20 protein-coding genes are annotated in these 17,378 nt (G+C 39.0%); 7 read left to right on the top strand and 13 right to left on the bottom strand.

Annotated elements, in window-relative coordinates:
• Positions 1-383: 383 nt before the first annotated feature.
• The 5 genes from IEE83_RS03620 to rplU form a co-directional block, all read right to left on the bottom strand.
• Complete coding sequence (locus IEE83_RS03620) at positions 384-1,439, bottom strand: 2Fe-2S iron-sulfur cluster-binding protein (RefSeq protein ID WP_194119259.1); 1,056 nt, start codon at positions 1,437-1,439, stop codon at positions 384-386.
• Entirely contained in the window at positions 1,427-2,500 is a 1,074-nt protein-coding gene (locus IEE83_RS03615; RefSeq protein ID WP_194119258.1) for a hypothetical protein, read from the bottom strand. The genes IEE83_RS03620 and IEE83_RS03615 overlap by 13 nt, the downstream gene beginning before the upstream one ends.
• A 153-nt stretch (positions 2,501-2,653) precedes the next feature.
• Positions 2,654-3,250: a NifU family protein gene (locus IEE83_RS03610; protein WP_194119257.1), complete on the bottom strand. Its 597-nt coding sequence runs from the start codon at positions 3,248-3,250 to the stop codon at positions 2,654-2,656.
• Between the two features lie 166 nt (positions 3,251-3,416).
• Positions 3,417-3,710, bottom strand: a complete 294-nt coding sequence (gene rpmA / locus IEE83_RS03605; RefSeq protein ID WP_194119256.1) for a 50S ribosomal protein L27 — start codon at positions 3,708-3,710, stop codon at positions 3,417-3,419.
• 80 nt (positions 3,711-3,790) lie between these two features.
• Entirely contained in the window at positions 3,791-4,102 is a 312-nt protein-coding gene (gene rplU / locus IEE83_RS03600; RefSeq protein ID WP_090335300.1) for a 50S ribosomal protein L21, read from the bottom strand.
• 326 nt (positions 4,103-4,428) lie between these two features.
• Here rplU and IEE83_RS03595 point away from each other — a divergent pair, with 326 nt between their 5' ends.
• The 6 genes from IEE83_RS03595 to IEE83_RS03570 all read left to right on the top strand — a co-directional run bounded on the left by IEE83_RS03595 (position 4,429) and on the right by IEE83_RS03570 (position 8,613).
• Positions 4,429-5,040 carry a thioredoxin family protein gene (locus IEE83_RS03595; protein WP_194119255.1) on the top strand — a complete coding sequence of 204 codons (612 nt, stop codon included), beginning with the start codon at positions 4,429-4,431 and terminating at the stop codon, positions 5,038-5,040.
• Positions 5,041-5,086: 46 nt separating this feature from the next.
• Entirely contained in the window at positions 5,087-5,989 is a 903-nt protein-coding gene (locus tag IEE83_RS03590; RefSeq protein WP_194119254.1) for an SMP-30/gluconolactonase/LRE family protein, read from the top strand.
• 104 nt (positions 5,990-6,093) lie between these two features.
• Complete coding sequence (locus IEE83_RS03585) at positions 6,094-6,774, top strand: DUF1361 domain-containing protein (protein ID WP_228101664.1); 681 nt, start codon at positions 6,094-6,096, stop codon at positions 6,772-6,774.
• Complete coding sequence (locus IEE83_RS03580; RefSeq protein WP_194119252.1) at positions 6,749-7,135, top strand: diacylglycerol kinase family protein; 387 nt, start codon at positions 6,749-6,751, stop codon at positions 7,133-7,135. The genes IEE83_RS03585 and IEE83_RS03580 overlap by 26 nt, the downstream gene beginning before the upstream one ends.
• Positions 7,136-7,166: 31 nt before the next feature.
• Positions 7,167-8,285 carry a hypothetical protein gene (locus tag IEE83_RS33390; RefSeq protein WP_194119251.1) on the top strand — a complete coding sequence of 373 codons (1,119 nt, stop codon included), beginning with the start codon at positions 7,167-7,169 and terminating at the stop codon, positions 8,283-8,285.
• A gap of 31 nt (positions 8,286-8,316) precedes the next feature.
• Positions 8,317-8,613 (top strand): winged helix-turn-helix domain-containing protein, encoded by a 297-nt coding sequence (locus IEE83_RS03570; protein ID WP_194119250.1) that lies wholly within the window; start codon positions 8,317-8,319, stop codon positions 8,611-8,613.
• A gap of 74 nt (positions 8,614-8,687) precedes the next feature.
• Here the strand turns inward: IEE83_RS03570 and IEE83_RS03565 are convergent, their stop codons facing one another.
• Entirely contained in the window at positions 8,688-9,200 is a 513-nt protein-coding gene (locus IEE83_RS03565) for a DUF2911 domain-containing protein (protein ID WP_194119249.1), read from the bottom strand.
• Positions 9,201-9,297: 97 nt separating this feature from the next.
• Between IEE83_RS03565 and recG the strand changes: the two genes are divergently transcribed.
• Complete coding sequence (recG, locus tag IEE83_RS03560; RefSeq protein WP_194119248.1) at positions 9,298-11,418, top strand: ATP-dependent DNA helicase RecG; 2,121 nt, start codon at positions 9,298-9,300, stop codon at positions 11,416-11,418.
• Positions 11,419-11,425: 7 nt separating this feature from the next.
• Here recG and IEE83_RS03555 read toward each other — a convergent pair whose 3' ends face one another.
• From IEE83_RS03555 to IEE83_RS03525, 7 genes are all read right to left on the bottom strand, one after another.
• The gene (locus IEE83_RS03555; protein WP_194119247.1) at positions 11,426-11,758 is read right to left on the bottom strand and encodes a HigA family addiction module antitoxin; all 333 of its coding nucleotides are present in this window, start codon (positions 11,756-11,758) and stop codon (positions 11,426-11,428) included.
• A 12-nt stretch (positions 11,759-11,770) separates the two neighbouring features.
• A complete protein-coding gene (locus IEE83_RS03550; protein WP_194119246.1) occupies positions 11,771-12,049 on the bottom strand; it encodes a type II toxin-antitoxin system RelE/ParE family toxin in 279 nt (92 codons plus the stop codon).
• Positions 12,050-12,179: 130 nt separating this feature from the next.
• On the bottom strand, positions 12,180-13,526 hold the full coding sequence (locus IEE83_RS03545; protein ID WP_194119245.1) for an FGGY-family carbohydrate kinase: 1,347 nt from the start codon (positions 13,524-13,526) through the stop codon (positions 12,180-12,182).
• 143 nt (positions 13,527-13,669) lie between these two features.
• Positions 13,670-14,365 carry a GDSL-type esterase/lipase family protein gene (locus IEE83_RS03540; protein ID WP_194119244.1) on the bottom strand — a complete coding sequence of 232 codons (696 nt, stop codon included), beginning with the start codon at positions 14,363-14,365 and terminating at the stop codon, positions 13,670-13,672.
• A gap of 93 nt (positions 14,366-14,458) precedes the next feature.
• Complete coding sequence (locus tag IEE83_RS03535; RefSeq protein ID WP_194119243.1) at positions 14,459-15,151, bottom strand: hypothetical protein; 693 nt, start codon at positions 15,149-15,151, stop codon at positions 14,459-14,461.
• A gap of 10 nt (positions 15,152-15,161) precedes the next feature.
• Positions 15,162-15,824 carry a hypothetical protein gene (locus IEE83_RS03530; protein ID WP_194119242.1) on the bottom strand — a complete coding sequence of 221 codons (663 nt, stop codon included), beginning with the start codon at positions 15,822-15,824 and terminating at the stop codon, positions 15,162-15,164.
• A 207-nt stretch (positions 15,825-16,031) separates the two neighbouring features.
• Complete coding sequence (locus IEE83_RS03525) at positions 16,032-17,342, bottom strand: TolC family protein (protein ID WP_194119241.1); 1,311 nt, start codon at positions 17,340-17,342, stop codon at positions 16,032-16,034.
• Positions 17,343-17,378 lie beyond the last annotated feature (36 nt).

Here is a 17,378-nt window from a genome sequence, read left to right as displayed (position 1 = left end):
TAAGTGGTCAATAAAATTAAAAACAATAAAATTTCAATACAATATTTAAAATTTCCTTGATTTTCGAATTTTGTGCACTAGATTTACAAATCTAACAGTAATTGTTTTAACAACTAGTGTGCACGAGCACATGATATTAAAATTGCTGTGTGTTCGTGCACTTTTATACAAAAATACTTGCATGGTAACAGATTACAATTAATTTTGCATTAAATAAAAATGAAAGAAGAAAATTTGTTTGATTAAAACTGTCACTGCTGTTTTTCTTATTAATTTTCATTTACATCGTATTATTCCTAAACCCTTATAAAGTTACCCACTAGTTCTAGACTCTTTAACCCGGCGTGCAGATTAATTTCTGCACGCTTTTTGCTTCTGTTATATTACTTTATTTCAATTAATACATCACCGCTTTGCGGATAACCAGTGCACGTTAATACCCAGCCTTGCTTTAAATCATGGTCGGTCAAAACATCATTTATGGTCATATGCACCGAACCGCTTTTACAAACTCCGGCACAACTTGCACAGACACCACCTTTGCAGCTATAAGGCAAATGGATACCGGAATCTAACGCTGCCTGAAGAATTGATTTATCTGCCGGAACGTGCAAATCGTATTCTTCTTTCTTAAAAATCAGTTTGATATCGTAAGCTTTACTTTCTTTTGGAGCAGTAGGCGGATTGCGAACTACAAAGTTTTCTCTCCGGATCTGATCTTTTCCAAAACCCAGATAATGCAAAGTGATCTCAACCGAACGCATCAGCTCAAAAGGACCGCAAATAAAAAACCTTGCTCTTTCCGGCTTGTAGAACATTGCCATTTTTATCATTTGTTCGAGCCTGGTGTTATTAATTCTGCCCCTTACGCCATTCCAATGATCAGAAGGATTGCTATGGATATGAATCACGTGTAAACGCTCAGGAAAGCGTATTTTCCAGGCTTCTATTTTTTCCAGAAATAAAGTACTCTTCTCATTTCTGTTCGCATAAAGAAGCGTAACCTGACTTAATGGATCAGTTGTCAGGGTTTGCTTCAAAATAGAAAACAAGGGTGTAATCCCACTTCCGGCACCGATCAGAATTATATCTCTGGGCATGCCATCAGAAGGCTCCAAAGTAAAACGACCCGTTGGTTGCAAAACTGTGAAAATATCTCCTTCATGCACAAAATCGATCCAGAAACGGGAAATTTCACCATTGGATATTCTCTTTACAGTAATAGATGGAAATTCATCCGTTTCAGGCGCAGAACTCATGGAATACGATCTCCTGATCTCATGTCCATGCATATTAATTAGAAAAGTAAGAAACTGTCCTGCTTTATAATTCAGTTTTCCTCCATCCAGTTGTTCAAAAACAAAGGTTTTGATATCATAACTTTCAACAATAATTTCCCTGACACGCAGAAGAATTGTCGAGTCAATTATTTGTTCCATAAGGTTTCGTATTCTGCCAGAAGCGTCCAATTATGCGCTTCGCAAAGCCAGTGCATATGAAAAAGTTTACTACTGGAAATTCTATAAAGTAATTTATTTTCGTAGGCAGTCATTAATCCCGCAATGAAAAAATAGAAATTCCCAAAATCTTTTATGGTATAATTTTCAACAGCGATCCGTTCTGTTTTTATTCCAAAACGGAGCAAAGATGTTGAAAGAATAACCCTGTCCATTGGATTTTCAGTTTCTTTTAAAAGCTGAATTGTGTCGTTTATTAATTTTTCCTTAATCGACTTTAAATGGGCCGGATAAAAGGCCGTAATTAAGCGGCTCACATGATAAATAATAAGCGGCGTGCGCGGATATTGGTGTGCACAACGGAACGGTACATTCAGATAACGATCCGTTTCTATCACCGACCTAATATATTCCAAACTCGCCTCATCGTGTTCATTAAGTAATAAATCATTCTTAAAAACAAAATATAGAAGATTGCTCAAAACACAGACATCAAATTCGATATACATATTCTTCCCAAACCAGGTTGAATATGCTTTTAGTCTCTGATATTCAGGATAGGTATTTTGAATCCATTGTTTCGATCCATTTGCGTGCGACTTCAATTTCTCTTTCAGCCAAAGAACTTCTTCCTTTTCAGGATTTGAAGTCAAATAAATAAAAGCCGTATCGTCAACATCATCCGGAATTCGGAAATGCTCAAAATGCCGGAAAAGATTTCCGTTAGGAAAATGTTTGGAAGGTTTTGTCTTCCAGAAATTATAGGTTTTCAGCCCATCCTTATTTTGAAAATCCGGATAGTTCTGCACAACTTTTGAAATAATGAGATCAATTTTATCCTGCGTTTCCAAATCACACTTTTCACGAATTGTCTGCAAAGTGAAAGCAATGATGGCCGAGAAAAATATAGTAGTGTCCGGGCGGTTATAGCCAATCATGGAATTATCGCGATAAGCAGGAAATATTCCTTCCGGAAAATATTTGTCGCCATCCGATTGAAGATCACCAATTTTATCAATAAAACTCCTTAAACTATCTCCCATTGCCCGAAAGCTAGCAAATTGCCATTAAAAAAAGAAAACCCTGCCGATAAGACAAGGTTTTCTTTGCGCCGTCGGCAATCGGCTTTCGGCTTTCATATCCAAGTTATATACAATCCAGGCCGACTGCTGATAGCGGACAGCCGATTTCAGATATTATACTCCTTCTGCAACAACTTCTTTCACATCAGGAACCATGCGAGTCAATAAATTTTCGATTCCCGCTTTCAATGTAAGTGTAGAAGACGGGCATCCGCTGCATGAACCTTGCAACAGAACCTTTACCGTACCGGTATCTTCATTGAAAGAGTGGAAATTGATCGCGCCACCATCAGATTCAACCGCTGGTCTTACATATTGATCAAGCGCCGCTTTTATCTTCTGGATCGTATCAGAATCTCTTGCGTCTACGATTAATGTATTTTTATCAATCGTTTCCTGAAAAAATACAGGATGATTTTCTTCGAAATATATTTTAATAAATTGCTTTGTATCACGCAAAACTTCTTCCCAGGCGATGTCTTCGCTTTTGGAAATTGTTATGAAATTACTTGCAATAAAAACCCTCTGTACGTGCGGGAATTGAAAAAGATCTGCTGCCAGAGGCGAGGATTTACCTTCTTCCATTGCAGCTTCTAATGAAGGATAATCAAAAGAAAGGCCTTCCGGCACCAATTCGAAATTCAATACGAATTTCATAGAATTCGGGTTCGGACTTAATTCAGTATATACAAAAACGGGACGTGATAGCATGACAATTAAATAATTCAGTGATACAGGATGATTTGATCTTACCAATCCTTGCTTAGAACACAGGAAATTTATTTTTGGTTTAAATCAATCCAATTAAAAACAAAACCCGGCGGAAATATCCGTCGGGTTTTTAAAATCTTTACAGCAAGAGCTGAAAATCTTTTGACTATGCTTCTGCAACAACTTCAACAGGAGCAGCTGCAACCGCGATAGGTTCGATATGAACAAAAGATTTGTTCAAACGAGTTTTGCGGAAAACAACGTGTCCTTCAACCAAAGCAAACAAAGTATGGTCACGACCGATACCTACGTTATTACCTGGATTGTGTTTTGTTCCACGCTGACGAACAAGAATATTGCCCGCTTTCGCATACTGACCGCCAAATAATTTAACACCCAGACGCTTGCTTTCTGATTCACGTCCGTTTCTAGAGCTACCTACACCTTTCTTATGTGCCATGATATCTTAACTTTTAATTTTTTCGATGATTGTGAATAAGCCTGACTAAATACCAGACCGCAGCGGAATACCGCTTTTAATTAAGCTACGATTTCGTCAATGCTGATCTTAGTCAAATACTGACGGTGACCATTCTTAACTTTGTAACCCTTACGTCTCTTCTTTTTGAAGACGATCACTTTTTCACCTTTCAGGTGTTCAAGCACCGTAACTTTTACAGAAGCACCTGCTACTGTAGGAACACCCACTTGTACTGTGCCTTCGTTATCAACGAGTAGGACTTTGTCAAACACAAGAGCAGCGTTCACGTCACCTTCAAGCCTATGCGTGAAGATTTCGCGACCCTTTTCAACTTTAAATTGCTGACCTGCGATTTCTACGATTGCGTACATGATAATAATTTATAGTAAACTGATATTCAAAAACGAGGTGCAAAGATAAGCAGATATCCACAGAATCACAATGCTTTACCTGAATTATCATTTGAAATATTTGAAAATTGTTTCAACATGTCACCATTTTCTAGCGTATTGCATTTGAAACGTGAATTAATAACTATATTTCGTATGTTTAGCGGCCAGCTTTCAGGTAAAGTATTTCCCGTACCATATAGAAGCAGGAAATAGCTGCAACGACGTTAACACAACTTAACATTTGTTTCAGTTACTTTTATGTTATCTAACGTCATGAGCATTGAATGATTACTAAATTAATAAAGATGAAACGCTGTTTTTGGATTTCACTTTTTGTCCTGATTAGCTTAACCTCCGCATTTGCACAACAAACCGGTGGTTATCAGGTTGGCGATGCGGTTGCTGTATTCAAACTGAAAAATATAGACGGAAGAATAATTTCCCTGGCCGATTATAACAATTCAAAAGGTGTTATTGTAATCTTTACGAGTAACCATTGTCCCTTTGCAAAGGCCTATGAGGACAGAATTATAGCTCTGAATAACAAATATGCTTCACGCAATTTCCCTGTTATTGCGATTAATCCCAGCGATCCCGGTACGCATATGGACGATTCTTTTGAAAAAATGAAAGAAAGAGCTTCGTCTAAAGGCTACACTTATCCTTATCTGGAAGATGACATGCAGACAACAGCCCGCGCATTTGGAGTTGTAAGAACACCACAGGCTTTTGTGCTCACAAAAAACAATGGTAAATTCACCATAGCGTATATTGGCATGATCGATGACAATCCGCAGGATCCTGCGGGTGCTAATAAATTTTACGTTGATGAAGCGGTAACAAACCTTTTGGAAGGAAAACCAGTCGTGACATTATCTACAAAGCCGGTTGGATGCGCCGTTAAATGGAAAAACTGATCTTAAAACTCACCATTCAATTCCCTCAATTTCCAAGCTACTTGCCATGAAAACTTTGATCTCTTTTTTGTGCACATTTTGTTTAACAGGCAGCCTATGTTTTGCCCAGACATTAAGCAAAAACTTTTCAGCAGAAGGTGAATTTACAGCCAACTGTGAAGGCCCGGCAGTTGATTCGGAAGGGAATGTGTATGCAGTAAATTTTGCGCGGGACGGGACTATTGCCATGATGAATAAAAGAGGGAAATCCGGATTTTTTATTACGCTGCCAAAAGGAAGTACGGGAAACGGAATACGTTTTGGCGACAAAAATACTTTTTACGTTGCCGATTTTACAGGACATAATGTTTTAAAAGTCGATATCATTACAAAAAGTGTTACCGTTTTTGCCAATGAACCAAAGATGAACCAGCCAAATGATCTGGCAATCACAAAAGCCGGTCATATATTTTGTTCCGATCCGAACTGGAAAGAGGGTACTGGTCAGATCTGGCATGTTTCTCCGGAAGGAAAAACCAGGCTGGCTGCTGAAAAAATGGGTACAACCAACGGAATTGATATAAGTCCGGATGAAAAAACGCTTTACGTCAATGAAAGCGTACAACGTAATGTCTGGGCTTTTGACCTTGCTGCCGATGGCACCTTATCAAACAAACGCCTGATCCATACTTTTGCTGACGGCGGAATGGATGGCATGCGTTGTGATATTGAAGGCAATTTATACATTGCCCGTCATGGTAAAGGAGAAGTTGCAGTACTCTCGCCAGATGGCAAGGTACTTCAAACGATTACAACAATCGGAAAAAAAGTTTCCAATATCTGTTTCGGGGGAGGCAATGGAAAAACCTGTTACATCACATTGCAGGATCGTGGCTGCCTGGAAACTTTCAAAGCAAAAACGGCTGGACGAGAATGGCAGATGATGGAAGCCTTTTCAGCTAAAAAATAATCTCTCAAAATTTTCTCTCAAAAAAACTATCTGAAAAGTTAGATAATTAAGTTTTGATATATTTACTTTGTAACTCAAAGTACTTTTACATCAATCTTATGTCATTGGATAAAATTCTCCGTTACCTGCAAAGCAATTCGAAATTTGCGCTTCTTGCGCTAGTGTCCGCCTCCTCGGTTGCTCTTCTATTTTTCAGGATTGTAGTTACTCAAAACCTCGGATTTGCATTTATGATCTGGAATCTTTTCCTGGCGTGGGTTCCTTTGATTTATATCAAATGGGTTTGGGAAAGAGAATTGGTCCGCCGTACACCTACTCTTCTGTTGTGGATACACCTGATTGTTTGGCTTCTGTTTTTTCCAAATGCGCCGTACATTGTAACTGATCTGCTCCATTTAAGAGCTACGCCTGAAAACATGGTTTGGTATGATGCCGTTATGATTTTCACTTTTGCAGTAGCCGGTTTTCTGACAGGACTTTATTCAATAAGAATTGTTCACCGCCTTGTAACCCGACGCTGGAATCAGTATGCGGCGTGGCTCATCATTGCGATTTCAATGTTTTTGAGCGGATTTGGCGTATTTCTGGGTCGGTATGGTCGTTGGAACAGTTGGGATATTATATCAAATCCCATTGCACTTTCGCGGGCCATTTTGAAGAGCCTGATCGATCCGTTTGCCATAAAACATACCTTCACGTTTTCGTTCGTGCTGATGTTGTTGTACTTTGCGTTCCATATTTTCGCAGAACTCAAGAGAAATGAATCAACCCATAAATATTCGTAAAGCAATCAAAAGTTTCCGTTACGCAGGTATTGGCATTTACAGTTTGTTCCGTTACGAAAACAATGCAAAAATCCATTTACTGGCCGCTGCTGTCGTTTTTATTGCCGGAATTTACTTTAAAATTTCAAATATAGAATGGTGTATTATCATCATTCAAATTGCACTGGTCTGGGCAGCGGAAGCATTTAATACAGCTATTGAAAAAATTGCGGATATGATATCGTCAACCTATCATCCCACAATCAAAGTAATCAAAGATGTCGCGGCGGCAGGCGTTTTGATATTGGCCATTTCTGCCATTTTCGTGGCAGGTTTTATATTTTTGCCAAAAGTTTGGGAGATATTTCAAACAATAAACTAAACCTTCATTCAAGAATCTGACTTAAATCTATATGTCTTCAAACCAAGATTCGTTACACACACTTAACGAAATCCGCAACCTGATGGAGCGGTCGTCAAAGTTTCTTTCGCTAAGCGGATTAAGTGGTGTTTTTGCAGGTTTATTTGCGTTAATCGGTGCGGCTGTCGCTTATGTTCGTTTAAAAACCGACTGGTTCTCAGAAAGCTTTTCCTACACACCGGCGGCGGCTACCACGCAGAATGAAGCAATTCGTTTTTTACTTCTGGACGGATTTCTTGTCTTATTCTTTTCACTGGCTGTCGGAATTATTTTTACAGTCAGAAAAGGTAAAAAAAGAGGTTATAACCTTTGGAACAGCAGCTCAAGACGGCTTTTGTTAAGTATGGCGATTCCTTTGGTGACGGGCGGAATCTTTTGCCTTGCCGTACTTTCCTATGGATATATATGGCTTGTTTTACCCGCAACTCTAATTTTTTATGGATTGGCACTTGTTAACGCGAGCCGGTATACCTGGCCTGAAGTTTCCTACATGGGTATTTTCGAAATTGCCATTGGCTGTGCTGCACTTTTCTTTACAGGTTTTTCGCTATTATTCTGGTCAATCGGTTTTGGAATATTACACATTGTATACGGAATGGCGATGTACAGAAAATACGATCTTGATGAAGATAAATCAACAAGTTCAACAAAAAAAGGAGGTTTGACAGCACTTCTTTTTCTGATACTGGCGGCCGGATATTGCAATGCACAAGTAGCCATACCGATAACAGTCGACAGCACAGCAAGAAAATGGTACGACAAAGAGACGATATATCTTCAGGGAAATAATAGTTACATTAAAAACAACATGGTTTATTCCGGACAAAAAGCAATCCGAAGTGAATTTGCAATCTCTCCTGGTGGCATGCAGCTTTATGTTCAATCGAGAAGAAGAAAAAATATTGCTTTGGTGATTTCTCTGGTCGGTTCCGCGGGATCGATTACGTCGTTAATAACTGGAAATAGAGATGCACTGAAAAAATTCTTTTGGGTATCATTGGGAACAGGCCTGGCGTCAACTTTAATTACGGCTCAGGCAAACAATTTGCGAGATCAGGCCGTTTGGCTTAGAAATCGTGATGCACTACTTTTTATGGAAGTCAACAAGTAGTTCGGGAATGACTTCATAACTTGCGGGCAGAATGGAATGGTTAGAAAAATTTAATAAAGTTTTTGAAAGTAAAGTAAGGCTGGGGATTATGTCCGTCCTGGTGGTAAATGATGCCGTAAGTTTTAATGAGCTTAAAGAGCTGCTGCAACTTACGGATGGGAATCTTGCGTCACATTTAAAAGCATTGGAAGAAACCGAGTACATACAGTTTGAAAAACAATTCAATGGAAGAAAGCCGCTGACAACCTATAAGGCCACAGAAATTGGACAAAAAGCATTTACCGATCATCTTCAGGCTTTGGAAAATATGATCCGGCAAAATATGTAAACAACTTGTTGTATAAATAAAATCGCCGGTCATAATTTCTTATAACCGGCGATTTTTTAATTATACTATCGAAATCAGAATTTCAAAGGAACAGAAAAACCTGATTTGTCCCACTGGAATTGCAATTCAGTATCTTTAACTGTGAAAGTCAATTTTTCAGAAGATGTTGAATAAGTTTTTGCAGGAACGGTTACTTTCAAAACATCTTTACCTTTTATCTCTTCATATTTATAGGCGCCCCATTGTTTCAGTTCGCTGTTAAGAATCAAAGTCCATTCTTTTTCATTTGGAATTGCGAAGAAGGTGTAAGTACCGGCTTTAACCGCTTTGCCACCAAACATTCCGTCTTTTTTGAATGTGATCTCCGTAGCGTTATTAGCTCCGATTCTCCAAACTTTTCCGAAAGGTTCAAGGCTTCCGCTTCCTTCTTTTCCAAAAAGAACACGACCGCGTTTTGAGGGTTGTCCATATGCCACTGAAACGTTTTTGCCTTCAGCTGTGATTCTTGGGCTTTCAGGAGCAGTTTGTGCCGATGCAAATGATAGACCGACTAATGTTAGAAATAAACTGAAAAATAGTGATTTCATAAACTTGGTTAAGTGATGGTTGTTGTTTCGAGAACGAAATACGTAATTCAAAAGTTGTTAACCAAGCCATTTAGTTCAAATTTCGTACTTTTGAAAAATGACTTCCGCAGAGCAAATATCCGTCCGAACAAACTTTTTCGATACTAAAATCGAATTCCTCAAAGGTATGGGGCCGCAACGGGCCGCCTTGCTGAATCAGGAATTAGGGATTTTTACGTACGGTGATCTGTTGCAGCACTATCCCTTTCGTCATGAAGACCGGACTATTTTTCACAGGATCAGCCAGTTATCCGAATTAATGCCAGCCGCTCAAATTAAAGGCAGATTAAGAGAATGGACGCTTGTTGGAGAAGGAAATAAAAAAAGATTGGTCGCTCAATTTTCAGACGGAAGCGGAATTCTGGAATTGGTATGGTTCCAGGGAATTAATTATTTTGAAAAAAGTCTTCGGCCCAATACTGAATATATTGTTTATGGGAAACCAGTCGCGTTTGGTTCCAAGTGGAGTATCACGCATCCGGAAATAGAATTATTGACCGCTGAAAATGAGAAAGGCGGTTACTGGCAGCCGGTTTATCCTTTGACAGAAAAACTTCGTCGGCGGTTTATTGACAGTAAGGTTATCGGAAAACTTATCCGCAGCCTGCTTGAAATTTCAAAGCCACATATTCATGAAACTTTGCCGGAAAATCTGGTTCAAAAATACCGGATGGTCACCAAAGCAGATGCACTCTGGAATCTGCATAATCCGCAAAGTCAGCCGTGGCTGCATCAATCCGAAAGACGATTAAAATTTGAAGAGCTTTTTTACAATCAGTTCAGGCTGATCAAAAACAAGCTTTTACATAAAACTGAATATCCCGGGCAGATTTTCACAAAAACGGCTTTGCTTCGGGAATTTTATGAGAATCATTTACCCTTTGAACTGACAGGTGCGCAGGTTCGTGTATTGCATGAAATTCGGGAAGATTTGAAAACGGGAAAACAAATGAACCGTTTGCTGCAAGGTGATGTGGGTTCCGGAAAAACAATTGTCGCTTTTATTACGATGCTTCTGGCATTGGATAATGATGCACAAGCCTGTCTGATGGCGCCAACAGAAATCCTGACTGACCAGCATTATCAGGGATTGAAAAAGTTTGCCGATTTATTAGGTATCAATATTGGAAAACTTACCGGTTCAACAAAGAAAAAAGAACGTGAAATTATTCATGCACAGCTTCTTGACGGTTCCATGCAGATTCTTGTCGGTACGCATGCGCTGATCGAGGATATTGTTCAGTTTAAAAATCTTGGATTGTGTGTGATTGATGAACAGCACCGTTTTGGTGTGGCGCAGCGGAGTAAACTTTGGGCCAAGAATAAATATACCAGTCCGCATATGCTGGTCATGACTGCCACGCCTATACCGAGAACGTTGGCCATGACGCTTTATGGTGATCTTGATATTTCTGCTATTGATGAATTACCAGCGGGCAGAAAACCGATTAAAACGGTTCATCGCTACGATGCGCATCGACTTTCTGTTTTCGGATTTATTCGTGATGAAATTGCAAAAGGGCGACAGATCTATATGGTTTATCCTTTGATTGAAGAATCTGAAAAGCTGGATTTGAAGGATCTGATGGATGGTTATGAAAGTATTTCAAGAGCATTTCCAGATGTTCCGCTCAGCATTCTTCACGGCAAAATGAAGCCAAAGGATAAAGATTTTGAAATGGCCCGTTTTGTAAAAGCGGAAACAAAAATCATGGTGGCCACGACCGTTATTGAAGTCGGCGTAAACGTGCCAAATGCTTCTGTGATGATTGTTGAAAATGCGGAAAGATTTGGTTTGTCTCAATTACACCAGCTTCGCGGACGCGTTGGAAGGGGAGCTGAACAGTCATACTGTATTCTGATCACAGACTATAAAATCAGCAAAGAAACGAAACTGCGACTTGAAACGATGTGCCGCACAAATGATGGTTTTGAAATCGCAGAAGTGGATTTACAACTTCGCGGGCCGGGCGATATTTCCGGAACCCAGCAAAGTGGTTTAATGGATTTATTGATTGCAAATCTGGCTCAGGATGGAGAAATTTTGAAAGCTGCAAGAATTTCAGCCGAAGCAATTTTAAATACGGATCCTGATTTGGAATCACCTGAAAACGCTCCGATTAAAAAGCATTTGAGTAATATGCGGAAAGAAGAAACGAATTGGAGCAGGATTAGCTGAACCCTAACTAAGCTGATTGAAGAGTATTAGTGTCAGAAATTACAAAATGCCTTATTGATTTCCGGCTAACTTTCCTTTCTGCATTCCATAGATCGTATTTTTTTTGCAGGTTCATCCATAGCTCAGCACTTGTACCAAAGGCTTCGGATAATTTAATAGCCATCTCCGGACTAATACCTGACTTTTGATTTAAGATAAGCGAAAGTGTACTACGATTCACACCAAGGCCGCTTGCAAGCTCAGAAATAGTATAAGCCTGATTTGTTTCTTCACGAAGCCCCTCAATCATTCCATTTAAAATAGCTCCTGGATGTGCAGGTTTCATATCTCTTTTTAGCATAATTAATAATATTTAATGATAATCTAGGAAATCTACATCGTAAGCATCTCCATCATTAAAACGAAAGATAATACGATAATTTGCATTTACTTTTATAGAATAAAATTCTTTTAGTTCTCCACTCAATTTATGCAATCGATATCCAGGAATATTCAACTGCTCAACAGTTTCAGCCGTATCTAATAAAGATAATATTTCTCTTAAACGTTCAACCAAGTGTGCATTTAGCTTAGATGAATCATCATTCTCAAACAAAAATCTAAGCCCTTTGTGTTGAATATTTTCTATCATAACACAAATTTAATGCTGTTCAAATCTCTGCACAAATCAATGACAATATAACTAACAGATTATGAAATATTTGAATAAAAAAAGCTCCACTTACCTAAGCAAATGGAGCTCCTTTCAAACGATATAAATCTTAAAAACCAACAACTTCCTTAATCTCCCCTAAAAACTCAAAAGATTGCGGACGCGTAACGTGCAGAGCTGCACCAAGCGAAGTCGCATAAGGCAAATCTGTGGCGTAAACTTTATGTTCCGGGAAGTTGTGAGCTACCAGTCTTGTGAAAATTTCATTTTTCGAAAATCCGCCGTCGATATAAATCGCCTGAACTTCATTGATACCAATCAGATTCAGTGAAACCGTCAGCATATCAGTAAGTCCTTTTAGCAAATGATGATAAGCAGCCTCTGCGGATGAAAATGCACTAACCTGCCATTCCTGTGTATTTGGCTCCGGGAACGGGCCGTTGCCAGTCATACAAGCGGAATAAAATGGGGGCGTATCTGCTTTTAATATTTCTTCATTCAAGACAACTCTTTTATAAAAATCAGCATCCTGATTAAAATATTCAGCAATCCGTGCTACCTGAAAATCATGCTCTTTCCCCATGAACAATCTGGAAGTTGTTACTCCGCTTCCCTCAGGAGTAAGATAATTCATGCAATCCTGATGCAGCTGGTTTCCCGTCAGCGGCTTGGAATAGAAAGGATTGAAGTTAATACACCAGGTTCCTGTCGACAACAAAACGAATGGTGTTTTAACAGCCATACGGTATGGCACAAGCGCGGCAGAACTATCGTGCAAACCAAAACCCGACTGAATACTTTTTTCTCCATCTCTGTAAATAAAAGATGATGAAGCCAATACCGGTGGTAATTTTTTCTGAATTGCCTCTTCTTTTACCCATTCATGGTAGTCCCACATTTCGAAACTCCAAAGTGCTGTGTGGCATCCAAGAGAGGTATAATCACTGGCTTTACGACCTGTCAATAAGTACAAAATATATTGCGGCAAATGCAGGGAAGAAACGATCTTTTTGTAAACATCCGGCTTGGTATATTTAAGCCAATACAGTTGCATACCCGAATTAAGCATGCCCATTGCAGGAGAACCTGTTTGAAGCGCAATCCTTGTCGGATCGCCATGTGTACTGTAAAACTGGCTTAGCAGAGAATCCGGAAGCGGCTTTAAATAAGAATATAACGGTGTAACCGGTTTGTTACTAGCATCCAAATGAACAAGGCTTGCACCATAAGCTGCTGCGTTCACGGCCTGTATATGGTATTTGGGATTGTTTTTAAGATCCGTCCAACGTTCCTGAACCCATTCGGTAAGAAGTTCAATATTTTCAGTACGGAATCCATCCTCATCTATCGTCTCTGGAAGTGATTCTGTTACTTCCTCTACAATCTGATACTTTTCGTCAAAAAGTACATACTTTTTATTGGTCCTGCCAATATCAAAAACCGCCGTTACTTTCATTATTTTGAATGCGCTATCACTTTTAGTCTCCGGAAATCTATTTTTCGGTTAATATAGTGACTTTACTTTAAAACCTATACCCTTAATATTACTTTTAAATCTTAAAATTAACCCAAATGTCTAAGACAGATATCAAGCATATTCTACTCGTCCTTCTCTAAAATTGGTTTTAATACGGATGTCCATCTTTTATAACCTTCGGCATTCATATGCAGACTGTCACTTAGGAAAATGCTTCCGTCCGGGCGGCCGTCCTTTATCATAACCGGCCAGATATTAATATACTTATGGTTACGATCACTTTTTATGAAATCTTTGATCAGCCGATTAGCCTTTTCAACATCCTCTTTTTTCTTCCAGCGTGACGGTGAAGGTTTCAACGAGATACCATAAATTTTTGCCTTCGGCTCGTGATCGTGAATCATTTTGGTAAGTTTCACATATTCATCCCTAACCTGTTCCGGCGATTTTGCCTTTTTGCCAAACATGTCATTCTCACAGTAAATCACAACCGTTTTGGGGTGATATTTAAAAATTGTTTTATCGGCGTAATGGATCACTTCCGGAAAAGTAGAACCTCCAAAACCACGATTTATGATCGGTAAAGGTGCAAGATCCTCAGTCGCACTCTGCCATTTTGTAAAAGTGGAACTTCCGGTAAAAACGATCCCGCCAGGAGCTGGCATTTTTTCTGAATCTTTCTTTTCAAATGCCTGAATCGAACTTTCCGACCTGTCAACAGGATAATCCGGCTCCCAAACTTTATCAAGTGCCGTGTAATTGGGTCTGTGACATGAGGAAATAACGATAACGCAGAGGATAACCAAATACTTTTTCATTGTAAACAAAAATGGTAGATATACACCAAGAAGGCATATCTGCCGGTTTTCTAATACTGTTTGGCTAATTATTCTTAAACGTAAAAATTTAAATTATAAAAAATAGCGAAGACCGAAGCCTACATTGGGGAATCTGAATGATGGAGAAAACTGATAGTTCAATGTTTTTTGATTACTTGTATACATATCCTCTTCAATTTCTGATTTTAAACTTGTGTAGCTTACGCTCGCAAAATTTGAAAAAGCAATACTTCCCGTTACCCACCACTTCGGTGACAATTTGTAATACAACCCGGCTTTCAAACCGCCGGATATAGAAACCACATTGCTCTTATTTGTAATTAAAAGTCTACTATCAGTCGTCGTCGAATAAGTCTTGGCATTGTTATACAACACATTAACATCTGGTCCCCCAAAAATCCCCACCTTGTCATTGAAATGTTTGTAAAACTGCCAAAAGCGTCCTACACCAGCACCCATACCAATTATCCCATTTTTATTCCGGTTTACAGGAATTCCATTTATATAGGAAGTTAAATTTTGTTTACCGCCAGAAAGTGACGTACTAAGAGTCCAGCCGACTGCCCTGGTGCTTGTCTTAAATTTCCCGATTCCAAGATCAAAATTGTAACCATAACTGTTCGTTGATTTCTGCAAATCCGGATTGCTGTTATTAAAAGCGAGTGAAGCAGATCCGTAAATGAATTTCTGGCCCTCCCACTGGGCAAATGTGGTTTGAGAAAAACCCAAAACCAGTATTACTATGAAATAATATATATTTTTCATTATCGGATTTTTAGTTTTTTTGAAAATACCAGGATGCCCTTACAGAGAAATAATCTGTGAGACCAGTTGTGAATGCCGAGTTAAAATAGACATTTTTAGACGTTGGAAGGTTGGCGTAGCCCGCTGATAATGACAAAAAATTGAGGTCTGTTTCCAAAGCAAATCTCGGCGTAATCCAATAAGAAATGCCCGGAGTAAGATACAAGCCGGCGGAATAACCATCCGATTTTCTTACGTCATCATTATTTGTATATTTAAAATGCATGTAGGCCAAATTCACCGAAGAATTTAAAAATATTGCCCATTTCGGACTTAATGATTTGTATTGCCTGATAAAAGGCGAGAGGTTGTAAACAATACCACTGCTTTTACTTTCGTAATTTTGATAGATATTAGCAGTTTTACTTTTCGAAAAAGCCATACTCGTCCCAATGCTAATTCCGGCCATTCGGTTCTCCTTAACAAATTTTCCAAACTGAAAAGAAGGATTTAGATTGAATGTCTCATACTTATTTGGATAGAAAGTATTAGTTGGTGTGTTATCCATAGACTGATGCGTACCATTAAAACTAATTGTCGCGGCTACATACTTTGTGCCTTTTTGTAATTGTGCTTTGACAGGCAAGACATAACCGATCAAAACCGTCAAACCAATAAGAAGAGTTTTTTTCATAACATTGAGAAGTTGATTTCAAGCCAATATAAATAAGAATATGTAACCATTATACTATTTGTAAATATTTAAATTATTTTAACAAAAAATATAAAAAAAGAGGCCCGCACTGGATGCAGGCCTCTAAGTATTACCAACCTAACTAACTAAGAAACTCTCCACTTTAGCTTTCGCTACAAGCAATTGTTCTACGTCAATATCTTATTCTCAATATATCCCCGTCCAGGTACCCTGACGGTAAAATTGAAGTAATCTCTGTTTCATCATATATTCATATTTTGCCTGAATTGCATTGGCTTGCGACTTTCCAAGATTCGCTTTCGCCAAAGCATATTCAAAAATATTAGCTGTTCCGGCATTTAATTTACTTTCCACAACCGTAAAACTTGCAGTCAGCGATTCCACCTGGCCTTGCGCTGCACCAAAACGATCAGCCGTGCTATTCACATCCAAAACCGCCATTTCAACCGATTGACGTAACAATTGTTTAGCAATATCAGACTGATTCTGTGCCTGGCGTTCCTGTACTTTCGCCAGCTCAACACGAGGACGTGTTACCCAACGACCCATAATCGGAATATTCAAACCCAAGCTCAAAGAACCATTACGTGTGGCATTCAACTGTTTGAAATAATCAAGATTAGTGTTGGTTGAAGCATAAAATGCTCCAATATTGGCCCCCAAAACAAGTGACGGATAATTATTGGCTTTAATGGATTTCACCAAATAGTAATAACTTTTCTGGCTCAATTCAGCGCTTTTAATCTCCGGAAACTGTTTCAACGCATCCTCATAAACGGCCTGGGCGTCTTTCGAATCGGCCGGCCATTCAATCGGAGTCAGCGGTTCAAATATGATCGAATCGTCCGGATCAATATTCATTCTTTGAAATAATGCCAGCCTTGCCGTTTTATAATTATTCAAAGCTGTAACCATGTCAAATTTATCATTGGCAAGCGTGGCCTTGATTTCATAAAGCGTGCTTTGAGCAGCAACTCCTGCATTCAATTGTTTTTCAACACGGTCAACCTGCTGTTTGGAAGATTCAACCTGCTGAACATAAGACTCATATAAAGATTTTGTTGCCAAAACATTTACGTATCCCTGCAAAAGCAAAATCGTTTGCGCGTTTAAAACTGCTTTCCGGTTTTCATCCGCAGATTCTTTTAACACCTGACTTTGACGAATCTGATTCTGGATTTTAAAACCCTGAAAAATATTCATCTGAAAGTTCGCACCAATGGAACTGTAATTATAAAGCTCATCAATATACGCATTGGTATACTGGTCAATACTACGTCCAAGATTCAAACTGTGATTGGCTCCAACATAAATCTGTGGAAAGATCAACGATTTTGTCTGCCGCAAATTTGCCTGCGCCGCTTCTGCCTGAAGATTTCCTGCACGGTAAGTCAGGTTGTTTCTCGACAAAAGTTCGACACAGTCTGCAAGGCTAAGCGTTTTTTGTGCCTGGGCAAAGCAGGGAAACAGACAAAAAAGTAGTAATAAACGTTTCATGACTAATAGATAGGTTATTGAGGATAAGTAATGAAA

The sequence above is a fragment of the Dyadobacter subterraneus genome, from assembly GCF_015221875.1.
Classification (GTDB): Bacteria; Bacteroidota; Bacteroidia; order Cytophagales; family Spirosomataceae; genus Dyadobacter; species Dyadobacter subterraneus.
This window is presented reverse-complemented; position numbering and strand designations above follow the sequence as displayed.

Bases quoted from the DNA above. Each gene is read 5' to 3' on its own strand.
- IEE83_RS03620 (WP_194119259.1), bottom strand. From the start codon at position 1,439: ATGGAACAAATAATTGACTCGACAATTCTTCTGCGTGTCAGGGAAATT.
- IEE83_RS03615 (WP_194119258.1), bottom strand. From the start codon at position 2,500: ATGGGAGATAGTTTAAGGAGTTTTATTGATAAAATTGGTGATCTTCAA.
- IEE83_RS03610 (WP_194119257.1), bottom strand. From the start codon at position 3,250: ATGCTATCACGTCCCGTTTTTGTATATACTGAATTAAGTCCGAACCCG.
- rpmA (WP_194119256.1), bottom strand. From the start codon at position 3,710: ATGGCACATAAGAAAGGTGTAGGTAGCTCTAGAAACGGACGTGAATCA.
- rplU (WP_090335300.1), bottom strand. From the start codon at position 4,102: ATGTACGCAATCGTAGAAATCGCAGGTCAGCAATTTAAAGTTGAAAAG.
- IEE83_RS03595 (WP_194119255.1), top strand. From the start codon at position 4,429: ATGAAACGCTGTTTTTGGATTTCACTTTTTGTCCTGATTAGCTTAACC.
- IEE83_RS03590 (WP_194119254.1), top strand. From the start codon at position 5,087: ATGAAAACTTTGATCTCTTTTTTGTGCACATTTTGTTTAACAGGCAGC.
- IEE83_RS03580 (WP_194119252.1), top strand. From the start codon at position 6,749: ATGAATCAACCCATAAATATTCGTAAAGCAATCAAAAGTTTCCGTTAC.
- IEE83_RS33390 (WP_194119251.1), top strand. From the start codon at position 7,167: ATGTCTTCAAACCAAGATTCGTTACACACACTTAACGAAATCCGCAAC.
- IEE83_RS03570 (WP_194119250.1), top strand. From the start codon at position 8,317: ATGGAATGGTTAGAAAAATTTAATAAAGTTTTTGAAAGTAAAGTAAGG.
- IEE83_RS03565 (WP_194119249.1), bottom strand. From the start codon at position 9,200: ATGAAATCACTATTTTTCAGTTTATTTCTAACATTAGTCGGTCTATCA.
- recG (WP_194119248.1), top strand. From the start codon at position 9,298: ATGACTTCCGCAGAGCAAATATCCGTCCGAACAAACTTTTTCGATACT.
- IEE83_RS03555 (WP_194119247.1), bottom strand. From the start codon at position 11,758: ATGCTAAAAAGAGATATGAAACCTGCACATCCAGGAGCTATTTTAAAT.
- IEE83_RS03550 (WP_194119246.1), bottom strand. From the start codon at position 12,049: ATGATAGAAAATATTCAACACAAAGGGCTTAGATTTTTGTTTGAGAAT.
- IEE83_RS03545 (WP_194119245.1), bottom strand. From the start codon at position 13,526: ATGAAAGTAACGGCGGTTTTTGATATTGGCAGGACCAATAAAAAGTAT.
- IEE83_RS03540 (WP_194119244.1), bottom strand. From the start codon at position 14,365: ATGAAAAAGTATTTGGTTATCCTCTGCGTTATCGTTATTTCCTCATGT.
- IEE83_RS03535 (WP_194119243.1), bottom strand. From the start codon at position 15,151: ATGAAAAATATATATTATTTCATAGTAATACTGGTTTTGGGTTTTTCT.
- IEE83_RS03530 (WP_194119242.1), bottom strand. From the start codon at position 15,824: ATGAAAAAAACTCTTCTTATTGGTTTGACGGTTTTGATCGGTTATGTC.
- IEE83_RS03525 (WP_194119241.1), bottom strand. From the start codon at position 17,342: ATGAAACGTTTATTACTACTTTTTTGTCTGTTTCCCTGCTTTGCCCAG.